This is a genomic window from Mycoplasma sp. P36-A1, from assembly GCF_049478495.1.
Taxonomy (GTDB): domain Bacteria; phylum Bacillota_I; class Bacilli_A; order JAJDGJ01; family JAJDGJ01; genus P36-A1.
On record NZ_CP168083.1, the window covers coordinates 1,952,156 to 1,966,006 of the forward strand.

The 13,851-nt window shown below is 24.3% G+C and carries 8 protein-coding genes and 1 riboswitch; of the genes, 1 reads left to right on the forward strand and 7 read right to left on the reverse strand.

Features of this window, described 5'->3' with window-relative positions; translation table 4 throughout:
* Positions 1–123: 123 nt before the first annotated feature.
* A riboswitch (purine riboswitch) is annotated at positions 124–225 on the reverse strand.
* Positions 226–490: 265 nt separating this feature from the next.
* The 5 genes from ACD762_RS09500 to ACD762_RS09520 form a co-directional block, all read right to left on the reverse strand.
* Positions 491–2,248: an ABC transporter ATP-binding protein gene (locus ACD762_RS09500; RefSeq protein WP_423363760.1), complete on the reverse strand. Its 1,758-nt coding sequence runs from the start codon at positions 2,246–2,248 to the stop codon at positions 491–493.
* Between the two features lie 346 nt (positions 2,249–2,594).
* Entirely contained in the window at positions 2,595–4,361 is a 1,767-nt protein-coding gene (locus ACD762_RS09505) for an ABC transporter ATP-binding protein (RefSeq protein ID WP_423363761.1), read from the reverse strand.
* Between the two features lie 46 nt (positions 4,362–4,407).
* Positions 4,408–5,136, reverse strand: a complete 729-nt coding sequence (locus tag ACD762_RS09510) for a MarR family winged helix-turn-helix transcriptional regulator (protein WP_423363762.1) — start codon at positions 5,134–5,136, stop codon at positions 4,408–4,410.
* Between the two features lie 1,028 nt (positions 5,137–6,164).
* Entirely contained in the window at positions 6,165–6,593 is a 429-nt protein-coding gene (locus tag ACD762_RS09515; RefSeq protein ID WP_423363763.1) for a hypothetical protein, read from the reverse strand.
* A gap of 238 nt (positions 6,594–6,831) precedes the next feature.
* The gene (locus ACD762_RS09520) at positions 6,832–7,053 is read right to left on the reverse strand and encodes a hypothetical protein (RefSeq protein WP_423363764.1); all 222 of its coding nucleotides are present in this window, start codon (positions 7,051–7,053) and stop codon (positions 6,832–6,834) included.
* A 788-nt stretch (positions 7,054–7,841) separates the two neighbouring features.
* Between ACD762_RS09520 and ACD762_RS09525 the strand changes: the two genes are divergently transcribed.
* The gene (locus tag ACD762_RS09525) at positions 7,842–8,840 is read left to right on the forward strand and encodes a hypothetical protein (protein WP_423363765.1); all 999 of its coding nucleotides are present in this window, start codon (positions 7,842–7,844) and stop codon (positions 8,838–8,840) included.
* A gap of 67 nt (positions 8,841–8,907) precedes the next feature.
* On the opposite strand, the gene ACD762_RS09530 is transcribed toward ACD762_RS09525, so the two are convergent.
* Entirely contained in the window at positions 8,908–9,762 is an 855-nt protein-coding gene (locus tag ACD762_RS09530; RefSeq protein WP_423363766.1) for a hypothetical protein, read from the reverse strand.
* Positions 9,752–13,138 (reverse strand): transcription-repair coupling factor, encoded by a 3,387-nt coding sequence (mfd, locus tag ACD762_RS09535; RefSeq protein ID WP_423363767.1) that lies wholly within the window; start codon positions 13,136–13,138, stop codon positions 9,752–9,754. The genes ACD762_RS09530 and mfd overlap by 11 nt, the downstream gene beginning before the upstream one ends.
* Positions 13,139–13,851 lie beyond the last annotated feature (713 nt).

A 13,851-nucleotide genomic window follows, 5' to 3' on the forward strand; every position in this document is an offset into this window, starting at 1 on the left:
GCACCAAAGCGCACTGTTATTATTTATCATTTTTTTGAATTATTGAATTGTTTAATGTTACTTTGTACATGTAGGTTCCTCCTAAGAAAAACAACGATAAAAGTATCCCTTTGTGCACGCACAAAAGCAAAAAACTTTTATCATAGTCCATCAATTTACGGTCGATTGGTAGAGACGTCTAACCCATATTGTTAGACATATACGATAAATAATAATATTCAATTTTCTTTACGATTTAATCTTATCACATCTTTATTTTTGTTACAATATGAAAATTACATTTTTATCATTAATAAGTGTATATTATTGTAATTGTTACAAATTTATAACTTTAAATTATATAATATATTCATTTGTATAGAAAAAAACTTTACCTTTGATTAAGCGATAGCTAAAGACTTACTGTTAGAAATTTTCACATTTAAAACATCAAATAATACCAAAAAATATTAGATATTATATAGTTTTGGATTTATTTTGTACTTTTGAATTATATCATTTGTTCTTTCACATATTTAGCATATAGTTTATGAGTCTTTAACAATTCTGAATGATTTCCACTTCCCGTGACATGTCCATTTTCAATAAAATATATATTATCTGCATTAACTATAGTTGAAAGTCTATGTGCAATAACAATTGTAGTTCTATTTACCATTAATTTATCCAATGCTTTTTGTACCATATATTCTGATTGTGAATCAAGACTTGCTGTAGCTTCATCTAACATAAGTATTTTGGGGTTTCTTAAAAAGGCTCTTGCAATTGCAATCCTTTGTTTTTGTCCACCCGATAATTTTAAACCTCGTTCTCCAATTTCTGTATCTAACTTATCTTTAAAATTCTCTACAAAATCTTTAGCATAAGCTAACTCTAAAGCTTCCCATAACTTTTCATCAGATACATTATCATATAAACCATAGGTTAAATTAAATTTTATAGAACCTGCAAAGACTGCACTATCTTGTGAAACATAGCCTATTTGACTACGCCATTCATTAATATTTATATCTTGTATATCGTAATTTCCTATTTTAATATAACCACTATTAGGTTTATAAAATCTTTCGATTAAAGCTAATACTGTTGATTTACCACTACCACTAGGACCAACAAATGCTACAACACTATTGGATTTAGCTTCAAAATTGAAATCATTTAAGATCATTTGATTTTCATTATAACCAAAGTTTACATTAGTTGATACAAGATCTAATCCACTTATATCTACATCTTTTATACTACCAACACTTTCTTTATCAAATAAAAGTATTTGTTGTATACGTTCTGTTGAACCCATAGCTTTTTGAACTTGAGAGAAGAATGTTGCAAATGTTGCAACTGGAGTTATTATATTGAAAATATAAAGTAAGAAGGCTACTAAAGTTCCTAAAGTTAATGTATTATTTGATACTCTGACAAAACCATAACCTAGTATTCCTACAATTGCTGCAAATAATACAGTTAATAAAATAGGTTGTAAAATAGCCTCAATTTTAGCATCTTTAATTCCTAATTGAAATATTTTACCAATTAGTGAAGCACCATTACTTTTTTCAAAGTTTTCTCCATTACTAGATTTTATTAATCTAATCTCTGTTAGTTTTTCACTAGCATCACCATTAAAATCAGCCGTTGCACTTTGTACTTGTTTCCCGATTTTAGCAATTAATTTACCTAATGGTAAGATAATAGCTACAATTACTGGGATAACACTAAATAGTAGGGCAGCCATTTTATAGTCCATAATAAATAGTATAATCATTGAGCCAATTAATTGAATACTACCTGTTAAAAATCCTGGAAACTGTGATGTAACTAAATCCTTTAAAACTGCAGTATCATTTACTAAACGAGAGCTACTTGCTCCTGCTTTTCGATCATCAAAGTAATTAACTGGAAGTAATAGTAAATGATTCCATAATCTTATCCTTAAGTTTTGAACTGCATTTTCACCTACATATCTTAAAATAAAACCACCTAGAGTACCAAAAACAAGTTGTACTATTAAAGCTAGTGCTATTAATATTATTACATTACTATCCAAATTCATTATTGTATTTGTATCAACTAAATTTTTACTTAACTGTGGTACGACTAAACTTGCAGCACTTGTAATGACACTTAAAAATATCCCAAGTAAAAATAAAGATTTTTTAGGACTAGCACTATTAATAAGCTTCAAAAAATCGATTAATCTAAACTGAAGTGAAACTTTTTTTGTTTTTGATTGTTGCTTTGCTACCATATAACTATTGTATGTATATAATAATACATACTTCTCCCTTCACTACTATAAATGCTAAAAAAATCTTTTATAAAAAAAATAGTAACTCATAAGCTAAAGCAAGTAAAGTTATTAGCATTAAACAATATAAGCAATATCTATAATTAAAAATACTTATTTAACTTATTAAGGTTTTATAAATTATAGAGTGGCATAAGATTTATTTTAATAAAATTCTTATACAGTTGGATCCAATTATTAAAAAAAAGAAAAAGATCTAAATCATCTTGTTTAATTACAAGAAGAATTAGATCTTACTTTCATATTAGTTTAAATTATTGAAGTTATATATCTAAATAATTCAATTTTAATTAATCATTTGTTCATTAACATACTTTGAATATAATGTGTGTTCTTTCAATAAAGTTGAATGTGTACCACTACCAGTTATTGAACCTTTTTCAATGAAATAAATATTATCAGCATTTACTATAGTTGATAAACGATGTGCAATTACTAAAGTAGTTCTTCCTATCATTAATTTATCTAAAGCTTTTTGAACCATTTCTTCTGATTGTGAATCAAGGCTTGCTGTAGCTTCATCTAACATTAATATTTTAGGATTTCTTAAAAAGGCACGAGCAATTGCAATTCTTTGCTTTTGTCCACCTGAAAGTTTAACTCCTCTTTCACCAATTTCTGTATCTAACTTATCTTTAAAATTCTCTACGAAATCTTTTGCATATGCTAGGCTTAATCCATCCCATAACTGTTCTTCAGTTAATTCTTGTTCAAGACCATATTGTAGATTATCTTTAATTGATCCCGCAAAGACTGAACTATCTTGAGATACATATCCTATTTGACTACGCCATTGCTTTAATTGGATATTTTGAATATTTTCATTTCCAATTTTAATACTACCACTATTAGGAATATAAAATCTTTCAAGTAGGGCAAAGACGGTAGATTTTCCACCACCACTTGGACCAGCAAATGCTACAACTGTATTTGGTTTAGCTTCAAAAGAAACATTTTTTAATATATCCTGATCATTTACATAAGCAAAACTCACATTATTTGCTTCTATACTTAATCCATCAATATTAATATTGTTTATAGTACCTACTTGTTCAACTTCAGTATTAAGAATTTCTTGTATTCTTTCAGTAGAACCCATAGCTTTTTGAACTTGAGAAAAGAACATAGCAAATGTCGCAACTGGAGAAATAATATTAAATAGATAAAGTAGAAAAGCAACTAAAGCACCACTTGTTAATGTTCCATTTTGAACTCTTACAGAACCATATCCTAAAATTCCAACAAATATACCTAACATACTAGTCATCATAATAGGCTGAAGTAATGCTTCAATTTTAGCATCTTTAATTCCTAATTTAAATATCTTATTTATAAAACTAGCACCATTTTCCATTTCAAAAGCTTCACCATTACTTGATTTTATAAGTCTAACTTCGGCTAATTTTTCACTAACTTCAGCATTAAAATTAGCTGTTGCTGTTTGAACTTGCTTTCCAATTTTTGCCATAATCTTACCAAGTGGTAACATTATTAATACAATAATGGGAATAATGCTGAACAATAAAGCAGCCATTTTCCAATCCATATAAAATAGTATTATTAAAGAACCTACTAATTGAATAGCTCCTGTAATAAAGCTAGGAAAATGTGATGTTACTAAATCTTTTACTATTATAGTATCATTTACTAACCTTGAACTGCTCTCCCCTGATTTTCGATCATCAAAATAGCTTACAGGCAATTTTAATAGATGATTCCATAATCGCTCACGTAAAGTTTTAACGGCACTTTCACCAACATATCTTAAGATAAATCCTCCTAAAGTACCAAAAGCTAACTGAGCTACAAAAGCAAGCACTAGTACTACAATCATGCTATTGCTAAAATGTGGTAAACCTGTTGAATCAACTAAATTCTTAGTTAACTGAGGGACTATTAAACTAGCCCCACTAGTTACTAAACTAAACAAAATTCCCAACATAAATAGTGATTTTTTAGGATTAACACTGTTAATTAGCTTTAAAAAATCCTTAAATTTAAAATTAGATGATGCTCTTGGTAAATCATCTGTAAAATCTGAATGATTTGACATAATAAAACTCCTTCTTTACTAGTTAAAACTAGTTATCCTTAATTAATTATTCTTTATCTTCTTTTTTGTCATCTTTTTTAAACATATCTTTCATAAAATCTTGATTCATAGTTCTTGAAAACTCATGTTGATTATTAAAAGAGTGATTATTATGATGTGGATGTGGATGAGGATGAGAATGGTGAGGGTGATTTTCTCTCATAACTTTTTTCATCTTTTTTCTAAATTCTCTTTTTTCACTAGCACTCATATTTTCATAATTTTCATCATATTCTTTCATATAATTTTCACGCATTTGTTGCATAGCTTTTAAACGATCAATAGGATCAATAAATTGTTTAGCTTCATTTTTAAATTCCTCATCCCAACCATCTACTATTTTATCTAAAGTGATAGAAAACTGTTGAAGTTCGACTTCATTTAATCCTTTAAAAAAGCTTTCACTATAACTACTACTTTTTTTACTAGTAATTTCTTTTGCTGTATTTAAACCTTTTTCTGTTAAATATACTAATTTACTTCTTTTATCTTGTTCATCTTCTACTCTAGTAATATCTTCACTTAACTCTAATTTTTTTAATAGTTCAGCTAAAGAGCTTTTTCTAATATCTAAAACTTCTGCAAGATGACTTTGATCTATTCCATCTTCCATTTTTAATATAGCTAATACTCTTTGTTGTCCTGTTAATCTTTGTTTCTTTTTAAACATTAATCTATTACTTGCTTCACTTACATATCTTAATTGTTTCATTAAATTATCTGTTAGATTATTCATTTTATTACCTCTTTCTATTTTTTGTTCGGTACCTTATCAAATTGATATAATTATTATAGTTCGGTACCATACTAAAGTCAAGCTTAAATTGTGTTTATAATTTTTTTAGGTAAGTAATTAAACTTAAAAAGGGTAACATAGTACCCTTTAGTAATGATTAAATAATCTTGATCTATTATTATTTTTTGTTAAATTTTATGATTATAATTTTCTGTTTTTTATTAGAATGATGTAATTTAGTATTATTAAAAGAAATATTATTAATATAGATAGTACTTCAAATATTACAAACTCAGTATTATGAAGTAAGTATTCAATATTTTGATAATAATCTAAGGCATCACCTAAAATATAAACATTACTAATTAATATAAGTAATGTTATAGTAAGTACAATTGTATTAAACCTGATATATTTTTTATTATTTCCCTCACATTAGCTATTTTCTATATATTGATATTTATTTATAGTAATAAATGAATTGATTAATTATTAGTTGTTTTTTTTAAAGTTTATATATAAAATCATTGATTAATCCTAGTATTATACAAGTTATAAAAACATTTTAGTTCTGTAATCTTTTTTATAAGTAGAATAATATGGGACTATATTAGATGTGAAAAATAAATATAATAGTACCATAAACATAAGATCTAATATTATTGATCTGTTTGTTACTACACTTCGATAAATAACTAATAATAGAAATAATATTATGGATAATACAATGATTTTAAAAACTAGTTTTGTTAGATATTTCATAAATTTATCAGATGTTAACTTAGAATTACTTCTCTAATAAAACTAATAGTAAGTCCAGAGTACAAAACTAAATTAAACTTGTAGTCTTTATCTAGTCTTTCTAAATATGGATTATTAATAAACTCTATAAATAAATAACCTAATAAAAATAAAATGTAAAAATTTATTACCTTTTATGTTTAGAATATAGGGAATTGAGTAAAAAAAGGAAAGAATAATGAAGAAAATTATAAAATTAAAAATATTAAATAATATTTTTCTAACATCTATTTTCATAATATTAATTTTTTTAGCTTATTATTTTTATTTAAATCTATTAAATCTTTAGATAATGTATTATTACTAGTTTGCCCATTATATGTACGATATACTTGGATACTGTTATTATTATAGTTATAGTAAATGGTATTATTTAACCAAGCAACACCTGTATTGTTAAACATTCCGACATTAGTTACTTTATTACCACTTGAATTTTTAATGACATTTACTCTGTTTGAATTATCACATGCAGATTCAATAAAACTTTTACCTTCTGCTAGGTTGCTAAAGAAATACCTTTCAAAATCTTGATCTTTCTCTTGAGAACTGTAATCTACTTCTCTTTGCCCAAAAGAGTGTATTTCACTAGCTTTAGAATTACTCATTATTAATAAGTTAGTTAATACTGTTAATAATACAATAATTTTTTTCATTTTAATTCTCCCTTATATTAAAATTATATGACTATAATATCATTCTATACTTTTATTGTAAACATATCGTGAAAACAATCACTTATAAATAACACTTTTATCACTTGAATACCTTAAAATATTATGTTGAGTTTAAGCGTCAATTATCAAAGATAATAAGTACTATATTTTATAGTTAGTTTTAGTAAATCGCAATTGTTTTGTCATATCAATTCTAGCTAGTAAAAAATTTAATTGTTTAAGTTGCGACATTTACTCTTTGGATTTCACCTGTTTTATAAATAATTTTAATTCTTTCTTCTCTAACTACGTTTGTAACAGTTGTAACCCCAATATCAAAACCTTTTTCAATTAATACTTGATGAATTTGAAGATTACTAATACATTGTTTATGTGTGTTACCCAATACGAGTGTTTTTCTATTTTCATCTTCTAATAATTGATCAATAATTTCTTCCATTGCTTTATTAAATTTTCTTGTTACTTTAATCCTAGCTATATATTTAGATGAGCAATTATCTCTTCTTGTATTTTTCTTATTTCAATTTTGTCATTTGTCTGTTCTATCTCTAGTTTTAAAGCAAGATGTTTATTATAAACTCTAGCCACTGTTTTACGATAAATCCAGTAATTCTAGAACTTCTCTATCTGAGATATTTCTTTCTTTTAACTTGATGATCTCTGCTTTATCAAATATAGTAATCATTCCTTTCAACCTCCCATATTAAGTTAACATCATTGTAACTTAATGTGAAAATATATAATAAAATAGTGGCCTCATTTTCAACTGATATTTAGTTGAATATTGGAGCGCTTTTATATTAACAAATACATCTTCTACTAATTCTATACTTTGTAATACTATATTTGTCATTATAATCACCTCAAACTGATTGTAACAAAAAAAAGAATACCCCTATGCATAACTGGAGAAAGTTATATGCATACTTTTGGATATTCTTATTTAACTATTTATAGAATAGCTTTATTATTATTTATCTAACTATATTCAGTATACTAACATTCTTAGCAAGTATAACTTAAACAATATTTAACTTTAATAAAGGTAGCTATGGACTTAGCTGTAGATATAAATAAGATGCAAGTAGGACTCAAAAAATGGGAGTATTAACTTGTAGATTCATTATAATATTACATAATTGTAATATTATATATAATAATTGTATGATTTTCTTAAGAAGTTAAGTTTTCATTTTTGATATAATTATTTTTAGATGGGGTGTTTTTATGAAAGTAAAATATAAATTTATAGATAGTAAGAAGATTGACTTTTATTTTCTTAATGATAAAGTTGATACTTGTAATATTAGATATTTCTCAGAAGTTGATTTTAAAAACTTTTTAACAATTGATTTAAATAAATTATTATCAAAGTATGCCTTAAGTGTTCAACTAGATGAATATAACAAATATATCTTTAATAAAGAAGGATATGGTGTTAGTGACTTTTCATTTTTAAAGAATTCTAAAAATGATTTACATCACTTAAAAGAGTATTTTAAATATCTTGTTGTTGTTGAGTTACTTAATGAAATTAATATTAGACATTATAATGCTGATAGAGTTTTATGTTACTTAATTGATAATAAGTATTTATCTTTAGATAATTGGGATCATCGTCACTTAGACTGTATACATACTGTACATAATCATTTTGGTCTTTTTTTAAAGAAAGTACTAAGTAAATATTCTAATGATTACGATAATATTTATTTAATGAATCATAAAAATGGTCTTACTGGAAAGTATATTAGATCATGTAAATTATATAAATATTTTTGGATTTTAGAAAATTTAGATTTTATTTATCAAGATTCTTTTAGTGAAGATAAGGTAGTATTTAGAAAATTTAATGAGCTTGCTAGTATTGTTCATACTTTACCTAATTACATGCCTTGTTTATTAAAATATGATTTAGCAAAAGAAAAAGAGAAGTATAATGATCGTCCAGAACTAATTTTGTTTGATCTTTATTATAATCAAATACAAAGAACTTTTAATTCACAACAAAAATCTAGGTGGCTTAATTTCTTTTCTAGTCAATATTTAAACAATACTTGTTTAGATTTGTATTCTATTGATAATATTAAAAAAACACACAAGAAAATGTCATGTTATCCTAGAAATAGTAATGAATATGAAAGGTATTTTCCTATTTATATAGATGAAGTTATTAATTTTATTAAAGTTAGAAAACAAGAAATACTTAATACTATATATAAATAGGATTATTCAAATATTAAAAATGAGCAAATAATTCAAGTCTGAATTATTTGCTCATTTTTAGTTATATTTATTCTACAATTGGTACATCTAAGCTATTTATAAAGTTTTTGAAATCATCGTTTTTATATATGTTATTCTCTACTATATATTCTTGTACAGTTGTAATGGCTTTCTTTAAGTTTTGATATTCTATTGATTGTTCTTCAACACTTTTATATATACCAATTATTTTTTTTAGTGATAAATACCAGATTAAATAGATACCTGTTTCAGTATTTTCATTAAAATCTAAATTATTTCTTAAAAGGTAATCGTATTTATTACTTCTTTCATTACTACCATGTGATAAATCACTAAATAATTTATAGTATGAATAAGTTACACTAGTATTGTCAATATAATACATTATATCTTTCATGCTTATATATTGATTTCCTAATGTTTCTTGGGCAAAACCATAATCACTTCCATATATTTTTTCATGTGTTGCACAAAATGAATTATATAAATATTTTGTCATTTTATCATTTTCTTGTTTATTAGCTATTTCAGTATCATCATTATTAGTTATTTTTTTTATATAGTGCCATTTGTTATACCAATATGATTGTTGATCACTTCCAATATAGATAAATTCCATTAAAACTTTATTTTCTAATATACTTCTACTAAGTCGATAACCTGAATTAAATAATTCATATCTTATATTTACTAGTAATTCATACATTAAATTAAATTGATGATTAAATATTGATCTAATTGCAATTTCTTTTTCTGTTAAGGTTTTTTCTTTATTAAATTTTATCAGTAATTTATAGTATGCTTCTATACAGTCTTTTGTTAATACAAAAAGAGCATTATTAGTTGCTGATTTACTTTGACATATTTCATAATTTATAAATAGTATATCTTTAATTTCCATATTGTCTTCCTACCAATTTCTCTAAATCTTGTAATAATATATTTACTGTTCTTAAATATGCAGAGACTTTATTTATGCTAAGATGCATCTTTTGATATTTTACTTCTATTTGAATTAAACCTGAATACTCATCAGCTAAATTCATTATTTTTTTTATTAATTCCTTATCTTTAATATTTATTTGAAGTTGTAAAGTAAGTTTATTAAGATCATCTATTACTTTAATAGCTTTGTTTCTACTAATAATAATTTCAAATTTTCTTTTATCTATAATATCTATTATACTAGATGGTAATTTTCCATATTGATCTCTTATTTCTTCTTCTACTTCTTTAAATTGTTCTATTTCTTTTACTTTATATATTTTTTGATATAATCTTATCTTATTATTATCATCCATTTGATAGGTATCAGGTATATAACCTGTATTTTTTATATTTATATTTTCAATGTTTTCAGTATTTTTAACAACTTTATTTTGTTTTTTATTAACTGCTTCTTGTAACATTTCAATATACAAATCATAACCTACACTTTCAATATTACCTGCTTGTGTTTTTCCTAATATATCTCCAGCACCTCTAATTGCTAGATCTCTTAAAGCTATTTTATACCCACTACCTAATTTAGTTAATTCTTTAATAGCTTGTAGTCTTTTAGTTGCTTCTGGAGTTAGTATTTTATTTTTTTTGTATAACATATAAGCATATGCAACTCTATCACTTCTTCCAACTCTACCTTTTATTTGATAAAGTTGTGATAAACCAAAATTATTTGCATCTTCTATTATTATTGTATTTGCATTAGGAATATCTATTCCTGTTTCAATTATGGTTGTTGTTACTAAAATATTATATTCATTTTGATCAAACATTTCCATAGTTCTTTCTATTTCTGCCTTTGGCATTTTTCCATGTATAACTCCTACTTTAACATTATGTTCTTTAAATAAATCTTCTATTCCTAAAGCAACTAAATCAATGTCTTTTGTTTTATTATATAAATAAAAGACCTGTCCATTTCTTAGTAATTCTCTTTCTATAGCTTCTTTTATTAGATACTTATTTTTTTCTACAACATATGTTTGTACTGGAACTCTGTTTAATGGAGGTGTTTGAAGTAATGACATTGGTCTTAATCCTGATAATGACATTTGTAATGTTCTTGGTATTGGTGTTGCAGATAATGTTAATACATCAATATTAGTTTTAAGTTGTTTAATCTTTTCTTTATCCTTAACTCCAAATCTTTGTTCTTCATCGACTACTAAAAGACCTAAATCATTGTATTCAATACTTTTACCTAATAACTTATGAGTACCAACAACAATATCTATTTTTTTATCCTTTAAATCAGTAATAACACTTTTCACTACTTTTGTTGTTGTATTTCTAGTTAGTAAAACGATATTAATTGGATAGTTTTTAAATTTTTCTAATAACGTTAAATAATGTTGTCTTGCTAAAATAGTTGTTGGACATAAAAATGATACTTGTTTATTATTTAAAACAGCTTTCATAATAGCTCTTATTGCAACTTCTGTTTTTCCATAACCTACATCACCACAAATAAGTCGATCCATTGCTTTATCTGATTCCATATCTTTTTTTACTTCTTCAATAGCTTTTTGTTGATCAGGAGTCAATTGATATTCAAAGTCATCTTCAAATTCTTTTTGTAAAGGCGTATCTGGTGCAAACGAAAAACCAATAGGTTGCTGTCTTGTTGCATACAATTCTAATAATTCGTCCATCATATCTTCTATTTTTTTAGCAACTTTAAGTTTAGTTTTTTTCCAGTCACTTCCACCTAGAGCTGATATTTTTGGAGGTATACTATCACTAGTAGAATATTTCTTTATTAGATTAAACTGATCAATTGGAATATATAGTTTTTCATTATTTCGATAGGCAATATGCAAGAAGTCTTTTTCAATATTATCAACTTTTAGTTGTACTAATCCTAAATATTGTCCAATACCATGATGATTATGTACTACATAATCATTTTCTTTCAACTCTTCTAAGTTTACTATGTCTACTGCATTACTAAATTTATTAAAAAACTTTGATCTCTTTACCTTTTTAGCAAAAATCTCTTTTTCTGTGTATAGTACTATTCCATATTCTTCATTTTTAAATCCTCTTGTAAACTCTTCTCTTAATATGTTTATATTTCCATCTTCATAAATATTTTGATTATACTCTAATTCATTATCATCTAATAATGATATAACATTATTTAAATCATGATGTTTTTCTAAGGATATAAATATTTTTAAATTTTCTTTTAAGTTTTCTTTTAACATTTCTATAAATTGTGAATTATCATTAATCTTTATTATTGGATATAAATCTAATGATTGTTCTACTAATTTAGTTCTATATTCTTTTATATCAATACTATGTAATAAAAGTATTTGATAATCTAAAAATATTTCAAAATCACAATATGCTTTATTCTCTAAACACTGTTCTTTTAAATAAGAATAACTTTCTAAATGAATATTTTCAATATTTGCTTTAATAGAAGTCATAGATGATGTAATTAAAATTGGATCATCTATATAATCTAGAATAGAATTTTTATTTTCTACTAGATTATAATATCTAGATAAAAAGAGTTCTTTATTAATAGTCATTGATGCTAATAATTCATCTGCTAAATTTTCATTTTTATTTTCTAAAGTTATTTTTTCATATATGTATGTATCCATTTTTTGATTATATACAGATACTGGATAAATTTGATATTCATCTAATTTTATTCTTGATCTTTGAGTATTAACATCAAATAATTTAAAGCTTTCTATTATTGTATCAAATGTATCAATTCTAACTGGTTGAGAATTAGAAATACCATATATATCTAGTACGTTACCTCTTATAGAAAATTCAAAAGGTAATGTAACTTTTGATACTTTATTAAATCCTACACTTATTAAATATTCACCAATTTCTTTAAAATCAATTTCATCATCTATTTTTAAATTTCTTATATTATTTAAATATTCTTCTTTAGATATTATTGGTTTTATAATTCCCATAGAGTGAGTAATAATTATCATAGGATTATTATTTTGACTTGATTTAATAGTATCTAGTCTTTGCATTGCAAGTTCAGGAGAACTTGCTAGTGTTTCAACAACTAATGATTCATCAAATCCAAAAAGATGTATATCTTCCTCATCAATATTAATTAAAAGTTCTTCATAAAGTTTTGTAGCACTAAAAAGGTTATTTTTTACAATAACCATATTTTTCTTATATTTTTTAAAATTCTTAATTATTAATATTGCTTCTTCAAAAGTATCTAATTCACATATACCTCTTTTATCATAAATATCAACAAATGGAATCTTTTCTATTAAATTCATTTTATCACCTTAAAATATTATATCACATTAAAAAAAACAAAAAAAATTAATAATTAAAAACTTATATTTTACTTTAATATTACATTATAGTTGTTGATAAGTTTATTTTGTTAATAAGTACTTTTCAACATATGTGGATAAGTGTGGATAAATATATTAAGCACTTATTTTATCGTTTTTTATTTGTTGATAAAACTGTTTATATTATGTGGATATAAAAACTTATCCCCACTACACTGTGGAAAAGTGGATAACTCAATTAACATATGTGGCAAACTTTTTTTTTAGTTGTGGATAAAGTTATAAACTATTGATAACTATGGTAATAATACCTATATATCTTGTGGATAAGTCTGTTGAAAAGTGAGTTATCAACAATTTTCCATTCGCTTTTTTAAACATTTTTGTATATAATAGTAGTTGTTAAAGCTATCTGTCTTAGATTAGCTTATGTCTCTTTTAAAAATTTTAAAATTCCCTTAATATGCGTCTTTTAAGGGCTTTTACTAACTTAAGAGATCGTTTTTATTGTACCTATAAATAATTTATTATAGTTTTTAATATTATTTTACAATAAAATATAAAATATAAAGATTATTTTTTCTAAAGTTATCCATAATTTTACAGTAAAATCTTATTTATTTATAAGATTTTGCTTTTATTGTCGATAATTGTGGATAAAAATTAATAATATATATAAAGGGGGAACACTT